Genomic DNA, 16,812 nt, shown 5'->3' on the forward strand with positions numbered 1-16,812 from the left:
CCCGCACCCCCGCACCCCCGCACCCCCGCACACCCGCACACCCGCACACCCGCACACCCGCACACCCGCACACCCGCACACCCGCACACCCGCACACCCGCACACCCGCACACCCGCACACCCGCGATCTTGCACTTCGTGTCGCCTTTATGCGTTATTCATCCCGCTATGTGACGACCAAAAGTGCAAGATCGCCGTGCACAAGGCCCACGCGCGTAGTCCCCTCGGGCGCGCGTACCGCCCGTACGCGTGGATCTTGCACTTTTGGTCGCCGTTACGCGGCATTCATCCCGGTACGCGGCGACCGAAAGTGCAAGATCCACACGTGAAAGGGGCCGCGCGTGCAGGCCCGGGGCAGGTTCCCGCGCACGGCACAGCCCACGCACAGCACAGCCCGCGCGCGGGCGTCGGCCCACGCAGGGCAGCCCCACGCAGGGCCCCCCGCACAGGGCATGCCCGCGCAGGGCACCCCCGGCGCGGGGCCCACGTGTGCGAGCCCGCGCAGGGCATTCCCCCGCAGGGGCCGCGTGTGCGAGCCCTGCTGCGGGGTGTGAGGGCGTGGGGAGGGGTGGGGTTAGGAGCCGGAGGTTACGCGGTAGGCGTCGAAGACGCCGTCGACCTTGCGGACGGCGGCGAGGAGGTGGCCCAGGTGTTTCGGGTCGGCCATCTCGAAGCTGAACCGGCTGACCGCCACCCGGTCGCGGGTGGTGGTGACGGTGGCGGAGAGGATGTTGACCCGCTCTTCGGAGAGCACCCGGGTGACGTCGGCGAGCAGCTTGTGCCGGTCGAGGGCCTCCACCTGGATGGCGACCAGGAAGGTCGAGGCGGAGGTGAGCTTCCAACTCACCTCGACCACCCGTTCGCCCTGGGCGCGCAGGTCCTCGGCGTTGGCGCAGTCGTCGCGGTGCACGCTGACCCCGCCGGAGCGGGTCACGAAGCCGAAGACCGAGTCCGGGGGTACCGGGGTGCAGCAGCGGGCCAGCTTGATCCAGACGTCGCTGACGCCGCGTACGACCACACCGGGGTCGTGGCTGGAGACCCGGCTGCGCGGCGGCCGGGTGGCCACGGCGGTCTCGGCGATGTCCTCGGCCGCGCCCTCCTCGCCGCCGTAGGTGGCCATCAGCTTCTGCACCACCGACTGGGCGGAGACCTGACTGTCACCGACCGCGGCGTACAGCGACGCCACGTCGGCCAGGTGCAGGTCCCGGGCGATCGCCATCAGGTTGTCGGAGGTGAGCATCCGCTGCAACGGCATGCCCTGCTTACGCATCGCCTTGACGATCGCGTCCTTGCCCTCCTCGATCGCCTCCTCGCGACGCTCCTTGTTGAAGTACTGCCGGATCTTCGTGCGCGCCCGAGGGCTCTTGACGAAGCCGAGCCAGTCCTGCGTCGGACCGGCCGTGTCGGACTTCGAGGTGAAGATCTCGATCACGTCGCCGTTGGACAGCGTCGATTCCAACGGCACCAGTTTGCCGTTGACCCGCGCGCCGATGCACTTGTGCCCGACCTCGGTGTGCACCGCGTACGCGAAGTCCACCGGCGTCGACCCGGTCGGCAGGGGAATGACGTCACCCTTGGGGGTGAAGACGTACACCTCCTGGCTGGACAGGTCGAACCGCAACGCGTCGAGGAACTCGCTCGGGTCGGCGGCCTCCCGCTGCCAGTCCAGCAACTGCCGCAGCCAGGTCATCTCGTCGATGTGCGCCGGCGGACCGACGATCTGGGTGCCCTTGTGCTCCTTGTACTTCCAGTGCGCCGCGATGCCGAACTCCGCCGTACGGTGCATCGCGTACGTGCGGATCTGCATCTCCACCGGTTTGCCGGTTGGGCCGATCACCGTGGTGTGCAGGGACTGGTACATGTTGAACTTGGGCATCGCGATGTAGTCCTTGAACCGGCCCGGCACCGGCTGCCAGTTCGCGTGGATCACACCCAACGCCGCGTAGCAGTCCCGCACCGTGTCGACCAGGATCCGCACACCCACCAGGTCGTAGATGTCGTTGAAGTCCCGACCCCGCACGATCATCTTCTGGTAGATCGAGTACAGGTGCTTCGGCCGACCGGTGGTCTCCGCCTTGATCTTGGCGGCCTTCAGGTCGGTCTGCACCTTCTGCGTCACCTGCCGCAGCAACGCCTCCCGCTGCGGCTGGTGCTCCCCGATCAGCCGGTTGATCTCCTCGAACCGCTTCGGGAACAGCGTGCCGAAGGCCAGATCCTCCAGCTCCCACTTGATGGTGTTCATACCGAGGCGGTGCGCGAGCGGGGCGAGGATTTCCAGGGTCTCCTTGGCCTTCTGCTCCTGCTTGGGCCGGGGCAGGAAGGTCAGCGTACGCATGTTGTGCAGCCGGTCGGCCAGCTTGATCACCAGGACCCGCGGGTCCTTGGCCATGGCCACGACCATCTTGCGGATGGTCTCCGCCTTCGCCGCGTCCCCGAGCTTTACCTTGTCCAGCTTGGTGACGCCGTCGACCAGCAGGGCGACCTCGCCACCGAAGTCCGTCCGCATCTGGTCGAGGGTGTACTCGGTGTCCTCGATGGTGTCGTGCAGCAGCGCGGCGACCAGCGTGGTGGTGTCCATGCCCAGGTTGGCGAGGATGGTCGCCACCGCGAGCGGATGGGTGATGTACGGGTCACCGGACTTGCGGTACTGGCCGGAGTGCCAGCGCGCCGCCGTGTCGAAGGCCCGCTGCAACAGCCGCGCGTCAGCCTTGGGGTGATTCTCCCGGTGTGACGAGATCAGCGGCTCCAGCACCTCGCTGACCTGCGAGGACTGCCAGGGCGCGTTGAATCGGGCCAGCCGCGCCCGGACCCGGCGCCCGGTGGGCGCGTGGGACAACGCGAAGCCACTGCTTGGCGGGGAATCAGCGGCGGCCTCGACGGGTGCGACGTTGGCACCGGCACCCGTACGGGCCACATCGCCGGTGGGTAGCGCCGTACCCGGCCCGCCGCCCGGCGCCGTAGCGGCGCTGTTGCGGTTCACCGAGCCGTCCGCGTCGCCTGTCGGATGCACCGTGCCCTCCACCGGAGGGGCGACATCGTGGGACACCGGCCTCCTCACCGCTCGCCGGAAACGAACCGACCGTGCGTCGGCCGGCCTGGTCTCGTGCCGCTCGGACGGCTCACCGTCCGCTCAGCAATGGGCAATGCTACCCGCACCGACAGTGCCCTGCCGCTCCGCCGGACGTACCGTGCCGCCTCGTCCGGTGGCGGTCGGCGCTCAAACGGTCAACAGGGCATGGACGTCGCGCGGCGCCAGCCGCTCCCGCCCCTTGAGGAAGGCCAACTCCAGCAGCACGGTGAACCCGGTCACGGTGCCACCGGCGCGCTCGACCAGGTCCAGCGTCGCCGCGGCGGTGCCTCCGGTGGCCAGGACGTCGTCCACCACCAGGACCCGGTGTCCGGCGGTGAAGGCGTCCTGGTGCACCTCCAGGGTGGCCTCGCCGTACTCCAGGGCGTAGGAGGCGGCGTACGCGGGTCGGGGCAGCTTGCCGGCCTTGCGGACCGGCACCACACCGACCCCGGTGGCGTACGCGATGGCGGCGGCGACGACGAAGCCCCGCGCCTCGATGCCGACCACGGTGTCGAAGGACTCCCGCCCGTGGTACGCGACGATCCCGTCGATCACCTCACGGAAGGCGGCACCGTCGGCGAACAACGGCATGAGGTCCTTGAACATGACGCCAGGCTTGGGGAAGTCGGGCACGTCGAGCACCCGGCTGGCGACCAGTCGGGCGACATCCGGGCCGCTGTCTCCCCGTACCCCGCTGCTGTGGGTCTCCGTCACGGTAGCTCCGCTCCCCTTCCACGACGACGGCGGCGTCCGGCACGCTGCTCGCACAGCATGCCGGACGCCGCCGGATGAGTTCCTACCGGGTGGCCCCGGTGTCGCTCAGCGTCGCTTTCCGCCGCCCGGGCGGTTGCCGCCGCCGGGCCGCCCACCGCGGGCGCCGCCGGAGCGCTTGCCCGCCGGCCGGGCCCCCACCTTCGGGGCCGCCGCACCGGCCAGAGCCGCACCGGCCTCCGCCGGCACCGGCTCCTCGTCGTCCTGGTCGTCCCCGGCGGCCGTGGCCGCCTTGGTGCGGGCCTCCTTCGCCGGCACCGGGTTGGCCCGACGGGCCTCCACCCGCTTGTTGTGCGCCTGGATCCGCGGGTCGCGGTTCTTCAGCACCACCAGCAGCGGGGTGGCCAGCGTGATCGAGGTGATGAACGCCATGGCCATACCGACGAACAGCACCAGACCCAGGTCCTTCAGGGTGCCCGCACCGAGCAGACCGGCACCGATGAAGAGGATGCCGCCGACCGGCAGCAGGGCCACCACCGAGGTGTTGACCGACCGCATCAGGCTCTGGTTGACCGCCAGGTTGGCGGCCTCGCCGTAGGTCTGGTTGTTGTTCGCCGTGATGCCTCTGGCGTTCTCCTGCACCTTGTCGAAGACCACCACCACGTCATAGAGCGCGAAGCCCAGGATGGTGAGGAAACCGATGATCGTCGACGGAGTGACCTCGAAGCCGACGATCGAGTAGATGCCGGCGGTGAGCACCAGGTTCATCACCAGGGAGAAGATGGCCGCGACCGCCATCTGCCACTCGAAACGCAGCACCAGGTAGACCGTGACCAGGGCGATGAAGATGACCAGACCGAGCAGGGCCCGGTTGGTCACCTGGCTACCCCAGGCCTCGCTGACCCGGTTGGCGCTGATGTCGTTCGCGTCGATGCCGAACCGCTCGGCCATGTCGAGGCGTACGGTCTCGGCCTGCGACTGGTCGAGCTGGGTGGTCCGCAGCTCGTAGAACGAGCCGCCGGCCCCGCCGACCTGCTGGGCGGTGACCACGTGGGCGCCCGCGGTGCTCAGCGACTCACCTGCGGTCGCCTCGGCCTGCTGCATGGTGCCGACGCTGGTGGGGATCTGGAACGAGTTGCCACCGGCGAACTCGATGCCCGGGTTGAACCCCTTGATGAGGATGCTGGCCAACGCGATCAGCACCAGCACGGCCGCCGCGGTGAACCACATCTTGCGCTTGCCGACGACGTTGAGGCCGGCCTCGCCCCGGTAGAGGCGGCTTGCCAGAGAGTTCTCAGCAGCCATCTCAGGCCTCCTTGACACGCGGGTTGCGGGGCTGGGCCTGCTCCGACTTGGCCGGTAGCACCCGGCCGAGACCACTGACCCGCGGGGACAGGAACGCCCGGCTCCGGGCGAGCATCGTCATCATCGGGTGCCGGAAGAGGAAGACCACGACCAGGTCCAGCACGGTGGCCAGACCGAGGGCGAAGGCGAATCCCTTGACCGTACCGACCGAGACGACGTAGAGGACCACCGCCGACATGATCGTGATGGCGTTCGCCGAGATGATCGTACGGCGGGCGCGGACCCAGGCACGGGAGACCGCGCTACGCGGGCTGCGGCCCTCGCGGATCTCGTCCTTCAATCGCTCGAAGTAGATGACGAAGGAGTCCGCCGCCACACCGAGCGAGACGATGATGCCGGAGATGCCGGCGAGGGTGAGGGTGAAGCCGATCTGTCGGCCGAGCACCACCAGCGCGCCGAAGAGCAGCAACGCCGACAGCACCAGGCTCGCGAAGATCACCGTGCCGAGCAGCCGGTAGTAGAAGAACGAGTAGATGATGACCAGCAGCATGCCGATGCCGGCCGCGAGCAGACCGGCCCGCAGGTAGCTGGCGCCCAGGGTGGCGGTGACGTTCTGCTGCTCCTGCGCCTCGAAGGTGACGGGCAGGGCGCCGTAGTTCAGGTAGCCGGCCAGCTCGCTGGCCTCGGCGTTGCTGAAGTTGCCGGTGATCTGCGAGTTGCCGGTGAGCACGCCCTGGATCTGCGGCGACGAGATGATCTTGTTGTCCAGCACCACGGCGACGCGGCAGCGTCCCTCGTCACCGAGCGCGGAGGCGTCACACGCCTGACCCTCGTTGTTGAAGGCCTCGCGGGTCAGCGCGGTCCACTTCTCCTGGCCGTCGCGGGTGAAGTCCAGGCTGACCACCCACTGGCTGGTCTGGTCCCGCACCGCGGCGGCGGAGTCGACGTCGGTGCCGAGCACCTTCGCCTGGTCCAGCAGGTTCTTGGCGTAGCCGCCCTCACAGGCGACGACCTGCTGGTCCGCGGCGGAGATGGACGCCGGCGGCCGGTCGTCGAGCTGGAGGCAGCCGATGGTCGGCACGTTGAACTGCATCTGCGTGGGCAGCACCGCGACCTCGCGGCCGGTCAGCTCGGCGAAGGGCTTGAGCTTCTCGGCAAGCGTCGGGTCGGCGCTGAAGTCGGCCGGCGCCTGGAGGCCGCTCGCGGCGGCCCAGGCCTCCGCGCCGACCTTCGCCTCGACGGCCTTGCGCTGATCTTCGAGGCTCTGCGGCACCGGCTCCTCGCTGGCGCTCGGCGACGCGCTGGCGCTCGGCGACGGGGTCGCGCTCGGGGTCTCCGACGGGGCTCCACCGCCCTGACCGCCGGACGGCGATGCCGTGGCCTCGGCGTTCGGGGTGGGGGTGGCGCTGCCGGTCGGGCTCGGGGTGGCGGCCGGGTCGGCGGTGCCGCTCGGGCTGGGCGCCGGCGAGGGGATCGCACCGCTGCCGTCGACGATCTTCAGGACCTTGCGGAAGCGCAGCTCGGCGGCGCTACCGATCTCGGTCAGGTCCCGGTTCTCGCCGGGCAGGGAGACGACGATGTTGCGGTCGCCCTCGGTGACCACCTCGGCCTCGGCAACGCCGTACGCGTTGACCCGGCTCTCGATGATCTGGCGGGCCTGCTCGAGGTTGTCCGCCGTCGGTGCCCGGCCGTCGAGGGTGTTCGTCGCCTCCAGCGTGAGCCGGGTGCCACCGACAAGGTCAAGACCGAGGCGCGGTTCGAGCCGGTCCTTCCAGCCTCCGCTGGCACCGCCCGCGAAGAACACCAAAAGATAGAGGACGACAAGGATGCCGCCCAGTACGGCCAATTGCCGTCCCGGGCGCATCTGTCCCTGAGGTGGTGCCACGGCTGTCCTGTCTCCCTGTGCGGTCGCGCCGCCGCAGGCGCGACGGCGGGTCGGCCGGTCTGCCCGGCCGACGATCTGCCTTCCGACGGCGCCCGGGGCTGACGCCGCCGCCTCTGATGGTCGACGCGGGGGGCGCGTGGACCGGACCGAGCCGGCGCGCCGACGCCCGGCGTCGGCCTGCTATTCAGTTGTCACACCGCATCCGGCGGTGGGTGCCCGACGGGGACGCGTGCAGGCTGTCCCCCACCCCGGCCGCACCGGCGTACCGGCAGGCCAGGGCGGGTGTGGTGCTCACTCCTTGACGGCGTCGGTTTCCTCGGCCACCGGCTCCGTGGGACGCTCCGCCTTGGTCACCACGCGGGCGATCGCCGGTCGGGCGTAACGGGTCTGCACTCCGGGGGCGACCTCGAGCAGGACGCTGTCGTCCTCGACTCCGGAGACCGTGCCGTACAACCCGCCGATGGTCACCACCTCGTCGCCGATGGAGAGGCCGGACTGCATCGCCTCTGCCTCGCGGCGGCGCTTCTGCTGCGGGCGGATCATCATGAAGTACATGACGCCGAAGAGCAGCGCGATCATGAGGATCGGCGTGAAGCTACCCGCTCCGCTGCCTTCTGCTGCGTAAAACACGGTTGTCGACCTTCCCATTGGCCCCGAGCCGGCACATGGCACCGGAGCGGAGGCGGATTTTCACATCCTGTACAGACCGCGGCGAGTCTAGTCGCTGTATCTGGGAACGCCGAACGCGCCGCAGATCACGAACAGATCACGCCTCCCCCGTGTCCACGGAAAACAGATCGGGCGCCAGGGGAGCTTCAGCAGCAAATGTACCATTTGGCGGAGTACGGCCCAGGTGTCGCCAAGCGGCCTCCGTGGCCACCCGGCCCCGCGGCGTACGGGCCAGCAGCCCGGCCCGTACCAGGAACGGCTCGCACACCTCCTCGACCGTGTCCGGCTGCTCCCCCACCGCCACCGCGAGGGTGGACAGGCCGACCGGACCGCCCCGGAACGAGTCGACCAACGCAGTGAGCACCGCCCGGTCCAGCCGGTCCAGCCCGAGCGCATCCACATCGTAGACCGTCAATGCGGAACGGGCGGTGTCGAGGGTGACCACACCGTCGGCGCGTACCTCGGCGTAGTCACGCACCCGGCGCAGCAGCCGGTTGGCGATCCGGGGAGTGCCCCGGGACCGGCCGGCGATCTCGGCCGCGCCGTCGTCGGTGATCGGCACGCCGAGGATGCGGGCCGAGCGGTGCAGCAGCGTCTCCAGGTCGGCCGGGGCGTAGAAGTCCAGGTGCGCGACGAAGCCGAACCGGTCCCGCATCGGACCGGTCAGCAGACCGGACCGGGTGGTCGCGCCGACCAGGGTGAACGGCTCGACGTCCAGCGGGATGGCGGTGGCGCCGGGACCCTTGCCGACCACCACGTCGACCCGGAAGTCCTCCATCGCGCTGTAGAGGAGTTCCTCGGCCGGCTTGGCGATGCGGTGGATCTCGTCGATGAACAGCACGTCGCCCTCGGCGAGGCTGGTCAGGATCGCGGCCAGGTCACCGGAGCGCTCGATCGCCGGCCCGCTGGTCACCCGGATGCCCGCGCCCAGCTCCGCGGCGACGATGTTGGCCAGGGTGGTCTTGCCCAGGCCGGGCGGCCCCGAGAGCAGGATGTGATCCGGTGGCGAGCCGCGCCGCATCGCGCCCTGCAACAGCAGGTCGAGCTGGTCACGGACCCGATGCTGGGCGATGAACTCGTCGAGGCGCTTGGGCCGGACGCTGACCTCGGCGTCGCGCTCCGCATCGTTGACGTACGCCGAGACCAGGCCGCTGTCGGGGCCGGTCACGGGATCATCCTCATCGGCGACCGCAGACCCGACTCACACCGCGCGCTCATCGGGTCCGGCCCAGCAGCCGGATGGCCTGCTTGAGCAGCACCGGCACCGGCGGGGCGGCCCCGTCGACGGTCTCGGCGACCGCGGCGACCGCCTGGTCGGCCTGGCTCGCCGTCCAGCCGAGCCCGATCAACGCCTGACGGACCTGCTCCGGCCAGGCGCCCCCGGTGACCCCGGCCGCGCCGTCGGCGCCCACCGGGACCGGGCCGATCCGGTCACGCAACTCCAGCACCAGCCGTTCGGCGCCCTTCTTCCCGATACCGGGGACTCGGGTCAGCGCGGCGGTGTCGGCGTTGGCGATGGCCTTGCGTACCGCGTCGGGGGTGTGCACGGCCAGCACCGCCTGGGCCAGGCGCGGCCCGACCCCGCTCGCGGTCTGCAACAGCTCGAACAGCGCCTTCGCGTCGTCGTCGGCGAAGCCGTAGAGGGTCAGCGAATCCTCCCGGACGACCAGGCTGGTGGCCAGCCGCGCGGGCTGGCCGACCCGCAGGTCGGCGATGGTGCCGGGGGCACACTGCACGGCCAGGCCGACCCCGCCGACCTCGATGACCGCATGGTCCGGGCCGGTGGCGGTCACCACGCCACGCACACTGGCGATCATCTCGCTCCTCCTCGTCTCACCCGGTCCGCGGCGGCGGCCAGCTTGGACCTGGTCCCACCGCGCCACACGTGGCAGATGGCCAGCGCCAGGGCGTCCGCGGCGTCGGCCGGCCGGGGTGGCTCGGGCAGCCGCAACAGCCGGGTCACCATCGCGGTGATCTGCGCCTTGTCCGCCTGACCCGAGCCGGTCACCGCCGCCTTCACCTCACTCGGGGTGTACGTCTGCACCGGCAGCCCGGCCCGCGCCCCGGCGAGTACGGCGATCCCGCTGGCCTGGGCGGTGCCCATCACCGTCCGGACATTGTGCTGGCTGAACACCCGTTCCACGGCGACACTGTCCGGCCGGTGCTCGGCGACCAGGTCGGTGAGCGACCGGTCCAGGTGCAGCAGGCGGGTCGGCAGCTCGTCGGCCGGATCGGTGTAGATCACGTAGTAGGCGACGAGCGTGCAGGGGCGACCCGGCACTCCCTCGACCACACCCACCCCGCACCGGGTGAGCCCCGGGTCGACGCCGAGCACCCGCACGCCTCCCCCTCCCAGCCGTCGAGCAGTACGTGTGTTCGACACCCTACCGATGCTCCTGCGGGGCCGCGCCCGGGGACACGCCCGGGCGACGGCACCGCCGCCACACCGGTGACGTCAACGGCGACGGAATGTAGCCGGAGGCCACCTGCCACCGTAGGAGTATGTGCGCGTACGCCATGTGCGCCCGGCCACCCAGCTCGTAGTTTCATGCGCCATGACGGCAGAACCCGTGGCGCGCCCCCACGTCGTGAACGTCGACCTCACCGGCCGCACCGCTGTGGTGACCGGCGGCGGCAGCGGCATCGGTCGGGCCTGCGCCCTACGGCTGGCCGTGGCCGGCGCCCAGGTGCTGGTGGTCGACCGCAACGCCGAGGCGGCCGAGCAGGTGGCGGCGGAGGCCGGCGGTCGGGCCGTGGGGGTGGATCTGGCCGACGCCGCCGCGGTGGACCGGCTCGACGCCGGCGTGGACATCGTGGTCAACAACGCCGGTCTGCAGCACGTCGCCCCGATCCAGGACTTCCCGGTCGAACGCTTCGAGTACCTGCAGCGGGTGATGGTCGAGGCGCCGTTCCTGCTGATCCGGCGGGCGCTGCCGCACATGTACGCGCAGGGCTGGGGTCGGGTCGTCAACATCTCCTCGGTGCACGGGCTGCGCGCTTCGCCCTACAAGGCGGCGTACGTCGCGGCGAAACACGCCCTGGAAGGGCTGTCCAAGGTGGTGGCGCTGGAGGGCGCGGCGTACGGGGTGACGGCCAACTGCATCAACCCCGCGTACGTGCGCACCGCCCTGGTGGAGGGCCAGATCGCCGACCAGGCCGCCACCCACGGCATCCCGGAGACCGAGGTGATCGAGAAGATCATGCTGGCCCGGGCCGCGATCAAACGCCTGATCGAGCCGGACGAGGTGGCCGAACTGCTGGCCTACCTCTGCTCACCGCCGGCGGCGTTCATCACCGGCGCGTCGATCGCGCTCGACGGGGGCTGGACGGCGAACTAGTGTCCCCCCGCACAATGTCGGTCATGTCGTCGCCGCTGGAGTTCCTGGAACTGCTCGCCCGGGAAGCCGCTGCGGTCGAGTTCGAGGGTCCGCTGGTCGCCGCCCGCTCGGCCGGGCTGCCCGCCGACCAGATCGCCGAGCTGGAGCAGGCCAAGACGGTGGCGCTGCGGGTCCGCGCGCTGCTGGAGCGCCGCCGCCGCCGGGAGAGCGAACTGCTCAGCCTGTACGACACGGTCAGCGACCTGGCCGGGCTGCGTGACCTGGACGACGTGCTGCGGGCCATCGTGCACCGGGCCCGCCACCTGCTCGGCGCGGACGTCGCCTACATGACCCTCAACGACGCCGAACGCGGCGACACCTACATGCGCGTCACCGACGGCTCGGTGTCGGCCCGCTTCCAGCAGCTGCGGCTGCCGATGGGCGCCGGCCTCGGCGGGCTGGTGGCCCAGTCGGGCGCCCCGTACGTGACCGCGAACTACCCGCAGGACGAGCGCTTCCACCACACCCGGGAGATCGACGCCGGGGTGGGCGAGGAGGGGCTGGTGGCGATCCTCGGGGTGCCGCTGCGGCTCGGCTCCACCAGCATCGGCGTGCTCTACGCGGCGAACCGTTCGGCCCGGCCGTTCGTCCGCGAGGAGGTGGCGTTGCTGCTCTCGCTGGCCGCGCATGCCGCGGTGGCGATCGACACCGCGCGGCTGCTGGCCGAGACCCGGGCGGCGTTGGCGGAGCTGTCGTCGGCCAACACCACGATCCGGGCGCACAGCAGTTCCGTCGAGCGTGCCGCGGCGGCCCACGACCGGATGACCGCGCTGGTGCTGCGCGGGGGCGGGGTGGAGGACGTCGCCGCGGCGGTCACCGAGGTGCTGGGCGGGACGCTGCTGGCGTTGGACGCCGAGGGCCGGCTGCTGGCCCGGGTCGGTGCGCTCGACGAGCCGGACCGCGCCGACCTCGTGGAGGCGGTGGCCGCGTCCCGGACCGAGGGACGCAGCGTACGCCGGGGCGAGGTGTGGTACGCCGCCGTGGTGGCCGGTGCGGAGAACCTGGGTGCGCTGGTGTTGCACCCGGAGGGCGAACTGGCCGACGCCGACCAGCGGATCCTGGAACGCGCGGCGCTGGTCACCGCGTTGCTGCTGCTGTTCCGACGCACCGTGGCCGAGGCCGAGGGCCGGGTCCGGGGTGAACTGCTCGACGACCTGATCGCCCGGCCGTTGCGCGACACCGACGCGCTGCGCAGCCGCGCCCGCCGCCTCGGGGTGGACCTGGACGCCCCGCACGTGCTGGTGGCGGTCGACGACGACGCGATCGCGGCCACCGGATCGGCCCGCCAGCGGGTGCTCTCCTGGGCCACCACGTACGCCTCGACCCGCGGCGGGCTGGCCGCGGCGCGCGACGGCCGGGTGGTGCTGATGCTGCCCGGGCAGGATGCCGGGGGCAGCGCCCGGGCCGTGTCACGGGACCTGTCCCGGATCACCGGCCGGCCGGTGACCGCCGGAGCGAGCGGCCCGGTCGCCGGGCCGACGTCGCTGGCCGCCGCCTTCCGGGAGGCCGACCGCTGCCTGGCCGCGCTGGGCGCGTTGGGCCGGGCCGGGCAGGGTGCGAGCACCGCCGAGCTGGGCTTCGTCGGACTGCTGCTGGGCACGGTCTCCGGCGACGGTGACGCCGACGTCAGTCAGTTCCTCGCCACCACCATCGGCCCGGTCGTGGACTACGACGCCCGCCGGGGCACCGCCCTGGTGCGGACGCTGGAGGCCTACTTCGGCGTCGGCGGCAGCCTGGCCCGGGCCGCCGAACTGCTGCACGTGCACGTCAACACGGTGACCCAGCGGCTGGAGCGGGTCGGGCAACTGCTCGGCGCGGACTGGCAGAAACCGGAGCAGGCGCTTCAGGTGCAGCTCGCGCTGCGGCTGCACCGGCTGCGTACCCCCGGGGGCTGACCCGGCTGCTCATCCCCTGGCCGCCGGCCTGCGACGACCGCGCGCGGCTCAGTGCTTGCCGTAATGCTGTCGGGTTTCCCGGATCGCCTCCTCGGCGGCGGCCCGCTCCTGCGGGGTGGTTCCCCGCCGGGCGGCCAACCAGGCCCGCAGCAGCTCCACCGCGATCGGCAGGACCGAGATCCCCACGATGCCGATCAGGATGAACTCGATGTTGGCCTTGACGAACGGGATCTGCCCGAGGAAGTAGCCCAGCACGGTCACCCCGGTGCCCCAGAGGATGCCGCCGATGACGTTGAAGATGACGAAGGTGCGGTAGTTCATCCGGCTCACCCCGGCCACGATCGGGGTGAACGTCCGCACGATCGGCACGAACCGGGCCAGCACGATGGAGCGCGCGCCGTACTTCTCGAAGAAGTCATGCGCCTTGAGCAGGTTCTCCTGCTTGAACAGGCGTGAGTTGGGTCGCCGGAACAGCGCCGGGCCGACCTTGCGACCGAACAGGTAGCCGACCTGGTCACCGGCGATCGCGGCGACGGTGATGAGCAGACACACCAGCCACAGCGGATATTTGAGGTACTGCCCGTCGGCGACCAGCAACCCGGTGGTGAACAGCAGCGAGTCACCCGGCAGGAAGAAGCCGATCAGCAGCCCGGACTCGGCGAAGACGATCACCAGGATGCCGATCAGCCCGAAGGTCGAGATCAGCCACTCCGGATCGAGCCAGTCCGGCCCGAGGGCCAGGTCGGTGACGGGCGAGGGCACAAAGACCTCCGATGGCGGGAACGATCCCGACGGCTGTGGGACGCCCGTAGTCTAGGCCGCTCCCGGTCCGCCGGGGACCCGACACCGATTGACGCCGATGTCGTTGTTGCGCACCGGCTCGTCGTGGCAGACCGCCGTCCGAACCTGGGCTCAGCGGGCCTGGATGCCCGCCAGCACCTGGTCGACGACCCGCACGGGCAGCGTCGTCTCGTCGAGGTCCGGGTTCCAGTTCAGCATCCGTTGGATGAGCAGCGGGCCGGTGATCAGGGCCAGGGTGACCTCGATGTCGAGGTCGGGCCGGAGTTCGCCGTCGCGGATGCCGCGCCGCAGCACCTCACGCATCACCGCGCGGCGGGGCTCCACGATGCTCTGATACAGCGCGTAGTGCTCGGCGTTGCGTTTCACGTTTGGCACCAGACAGGGCATGATCTTCGCCGCGCGGGGGTCGATGTTCTGCCCGACCGCGCCGACCAGGGCGATGAGATCCTCCCGGACGGACCGGCCGGACGGCCGCGGCGGCTCACCCTTGAGGGTGCGCAGCGCGTCGTGCAGCAGCGCGTCCTTGCCCGCCCAGCGACGGTAGATGGTGGCCTTGCCGACCCCGGCCCGCGCGGCGATCGCCTCGACCGAGATCGCCTCGATCGTGCTGCCCTCGGCGAGGAGGTCCAGCGTGGCCTCAATGATCGCTTCGTCTGCGCGGACGCTCCGCGGCCGGCCGGGCGGCCGCGGAGCGTCTGCCGTGCTAGTCATGCCCGCATTGTTCCCGACGCTATGCGGTACCAGCCAACTCGGGTTCACCGACCGGCACCGGCGCGCCGGTGCCGGACCGGGTGGGCATCCAGCGCAGCGCCACCAGGATGCCGGCGGCCGTGACCAGCGCGGCCAGCGCCGCCGACCAGTGCATCGCCGAGATGAAGGCGTCGTTGGCCGCCGTGATCAGCTGCGGCGCCGTCGGCCCGAGCTGACCAGCCGCAGCGTACGCCCCGGAGATCGACTCGCCGGCCGCCTCCCGCACCTGCGGTGGCAGCTCGGTCAGGGCCGGGTCGATGCCGTTGCGGTAACCCGCGGCGAGCACCGAACCGAGCACCGCCACGCCCAGCGCGGCGGCCACCTGGCGGATGGTGTTGCTGACCGCGGAGCCGACACCGGCCTTCTCCCTCGGCAACGCCGACATGATCGACTCGGTGGCCGGCGGCATGATGTTTGCCATCCCGGCACCCTGGATGAAGAAGAACACCAGCACCACCCAGATGGGCGTGACCGCGTCGACGAAGGCGAACGCGCCCAGCGCCGCAGCGGCCAGCACCAGCCCCACCACCGCGACCGCCCGGGGGCCGTACCGGCGCACCATGGCGGCGCTGCGTGGGGCGAAGAAGAGTTGGGCGACCGCGAACGGCAGGAAGATCAGGCCGGTCTGCAACGGGCTGTAGCCGCGTACCAGTTGCAGGTAGAACGAACTGAAGAACATCACGCCCATGGCGGCGAAGAAGACCAGCCCGATCAGCGCCACCGGCACGGCGAAGCGCGGCTCCCGGAACAGACGTACGTCAAGTGAGGGATGGCTGCTGCGCCGTTCGTGGGCGATGAACCAGGCCAGCACCGCCAGCCCGCCGACGATGGCGGCCCAGACCAGCGGCCGACCGAAGCCGTGCTCACCGCCGTCGATGATGCCGTACGTCAACGTGACCAGGCCGACCACCGACAGCGCGACACCGAGCACGTCGATGCGCCCCGGGTTCGGGTCCCGTGACTCCGGCACCAGCAGCGCCACCAGGACGACGCCGAGCACGACGACCGGCACGTTGATCAGGAAGACCGAACCCCACCAGAAGTGCTCCAGCAGCAGACCGCCGAGGATCGGGCCGATCGCCATCGCCAACCCGACCGCGCCGGCCCATATCCCGATGGCCCGTCCCCGCTCCCGCGGGTCGAAGACGTTGGAGATGATCGACAGGGTGGCCGGCATGATGGCCGCACCGCCGACGCCCATCAGCGCGCGGGCCGCGATCAACTGCGCGGGGTTCTGCGCGTACGCGGACAGCAGCGACGCCAGACCGAACAGCACCAGGCCGATGAGCATCATCCGGCGGCGCCCGGCCCGGTCGCCGAGCACGCCGAAGGTGAACAGCAGTCCGGCGAAGACCAGCGTGTACGAGTTGATGAACCATTCGAGATCGCCGTGGCTGGCCCCGAGTCCGTGTACCGGATCGGCGAGCGTCCGCAGCGCGACGTTGAGGATGGTGTTGTCCAGGACGACCACGAGCAGGCTGATCACCAGCACCCCGAGGATCGCCCACCTCCTCGGATGCCCGGTGTTCGCATTCGGCGGCATTTCCCGCACCCCCCGCTTTTCGATACGGTCGCGTCCGTAATCGCATCTGAGCGTAGGCCCGACAGTATCGATACGGAACCGTTTCGTATCTAATGTGACTGCCGTCACACTGGCCGCCCGGCTGGCCCGCCACCACCCGCCTGCTCGCGCACCTGGCGACGCCCACCGCCGAGCGCCACCCACCTCCGCACGCGCACCCCAGCGACGCCCGTCGGGCGCGACACCCACCACTGCGGATGCATCCTGCGGCGCTTTGGGTGCAGTTGTTGCTGCCCTGGCAACAACTGCACCCAAAGCCGCTTCACTTGGCCAGCCGACCCGCCGCCAGGTGCCTATTTGGGGCCTTTGTCCGGAAATGACTGGCGCTCGGTGGCCCGTGGACGGAATCCCTGGCGGGTGGGTGGCGTTGTAACCCATGGCTGACGAAGTAGGGGCCATGTAGGCACCGATCCGAGAACCATCGGTGACCAGCGCGATCCTCCCCCACGGCCCCGACCGACCGGCCAGGGAATGGGCCGGCCCGCCCGGTCGTTACACCTGGACCCGGCACCGCCCGATCTGCCTCGCCCACCCGGTCGTACCTCGATCGGGGACCCGCGAGAAGCCGGGAATGCCGCTCCCCGCCTCGCCGCTACACCTCGACCCGGCACCACGACGGGCGTGCACCGTACGCGTCGGCGACGCTTCCCCCAGCGCATCGCAGAACGCCGTACCTGCGCTTCTGAACTCTTCGCGCCGCGCCCCCTGATCCTCCGCGCCCTTGCCGGCGCGCACCTCCCCGCGCCCATCCCCCGCGCGGACATCAC

Annotated in this window: 13 protein-coding genes; 2 read left to right on the top strand and 11 right to left on the bottom strand. The window is 70.9% G+C overall.

What is annotated here, in order from left to right; all coding sequences use genetic code 11:
• Positions 1-574: 574 nt before the first annotated feature.
• The 8 genes from JMF97_RS28865 to ruvC all read right to left on the bottom strand — a co-directional run bounded on the left by JMF97_RS28865 (position 575) and on the right by ruvC (position 9,981).
• On the bottom strand, positions 575-3,022 hold the full coding sequence (locus JMF97_RS28865; protein WP_203224449.1) for a RelA/SpoT family protein: 2,448 nt from the start codon (positions 3,020-3,022) through the stop codon (positions 575-577).
• 195 nt (positions 3,023-3,217) lie between these two features.
• Positions 3,218-3,784 (bottom strand): adenine phosphoribosyltransferase, encoded by a 567-nt coding sequence (locus JMF97_RS28870; protein WP_203224412.1) that lies wholly within the window; start codon positions 3,782-3,784, stop codon positions 3,218-3,220.
• A 105-nt stretch (positions 3,785-3,889) separates the two neighbouring features.
• Positions 3,890-5,086 (bottom strand): protein translocase subunit SecF, encoded by a 1,197-nt coding sequence (gene secF, locus JMF97_RS28875; protein WP_203224413.1) that lies wholly within the window; start codon positions 5,084-5,086, stop codon positions 3,890-3,892.
• Between the two features lies 1 nt (position 5,087).
• Positions 5,088-6,971: a protein translocase subunit SecD gene (gene secD, locus JMF97_RS28880; protein ID WP_203224414.1), complete on the bottom strand. Its 1,884-nt coding sequence runs from the start codon at positions 6,969-6,971 to the stop codon at positions 5,088-5,090.
• Positions 6,972-7,262: 291 nt separating this feature from the next.
• Positions 7,263-7,601 (bottom strand): preprotein translocase subunit YajC, encoded by a 339-nt coding sequence (gene yajC / locus JMF97_RS28885; RefSeq protein WP_043720297.1) that lies wholly within the window; start codon positions 7,599-7,601, stop codon positions 7,263-7,265.
• Between the two features lie 136 nt (positions 7,602-7,737).
• Positions 7,738-8,808 (bottom strand): Holliday junction branch migration DNA helicase RuvB, encoded by a 1,071-nt coding sequence (gene ruvB / locus JMF97_RS28890; protein WP_203224415.1) that lies wholly within the window; start codon positions 8,806-8,808, stop codon positions 7,738-7,740.
• 46 nt (positions 8,809-8,854) lie between these two features.
• Positions 8,855-9,457, bottom strand: a complete 603-nt coding sequence (ruvA, locus tag JMF97_RS28895; RefSeq protein WP_013732721.1) for a Holliday junction branch migration protein RuvA — start codon at positions 9,455-9,457, stop codon at positions 8,855-8,857.
• Positions 9,454-9,981 carry a crossover junction endodeoxyribonuclease RuvC gene (gene ruvC / locus JMF97_RS28900; RefSeq protein ID WP_203224416.1) on the bottom strand — a complete coding sequence of 176 codons (528 nt, stop codon included), beginning with the start codon at positions 9,979-9,981 and terminating at the stop codon, positions 9,454-9,456. Before ruvC ends, ruvA begins: the two co-directional genes overlap by 4 nt.
• 214 nt (positions 9,982-10,195) lie before the next feature.
• Between ruvC and JMF97_RS28905 the strand changes: the two genes are divergently transcribed.
• Positions 10,196-10,978, top strand: coding sequence for a 3-hydroxybutyrate dehydrogenase (locus JMF97_RS28905; RefSeq protein WP_203224417.1), 783 nt, complete (start codon positions 10,196-10,198; stop codon positions 10,976-10,978).
• Between the two features lie 14 nt (positions 10,979-10,992).
• The gene (locus JMF97_RS28910; RefSeq protein ID WP_203224418.1) at positions 10,993-12,912 is read left to right on the top strand and encodes a helix-turn-helix domain-containing protein; all 1,920 of its coding nucleotides are present in this window, start codon (positions 10,993-10,995) and stop codon (positions 12,910-12,912) included.
• A gap of 48 nt (positions 12,913-12,960) precedes the next feature.
• Here the strand turns inward: JMF97_RS28910 and JMF97_RS28915 are convergent, their stop codons facing one another.
• The 3 genes from JMF97_RS28915 to JMF97_RS28925 form a co-directional block, all read right to left on the bottom strand.
• Positions 12,961-13,674, bottom strand: coding sequence for a DedA family protein (locus JMF97_RS28915; protein ID WP_203224419.1), 714 nt, complete (start codon positions 13,672-13,674; stop codon positions 12,961-12,963).
• Between the two features lie 150 nt (positions 13,675-13,824).
• Complete coding sequence (locus JMF97_RS28920; protein WP_203224420.1) at positions 13,825-14,424, bottom strand: TetR/AcrR family transcriptional regulator; 600 nt, start codon at positions 14,422-14,424, stop codon at positions 13,825-13,827.
• Positions 14,425-14,443: 19 nt separating this feature from the next.
• Positions 14,444-16,006 (bottom strand): MFS transporter, encoded by a 1,563-nt coding sequence (locus JMF97_RS28925; protein WP_203224421.1) that lies wholly within the window; start codon positions 16,004-16,006, stop codon positions 14,444-14,446.
• Between the last annotated feature and the right edge of the window lie 806 nt (positions 16,007-16,812).

This window comes from Micromonospora fiedleri, from assembly GCF_016774385.1.
GTDB lineage: Bacteria > Actinomycetota > Actinomycetes > Mycobacteriales > Micromonosporaceae > Micromonospora > Micromonospora gifhornensis.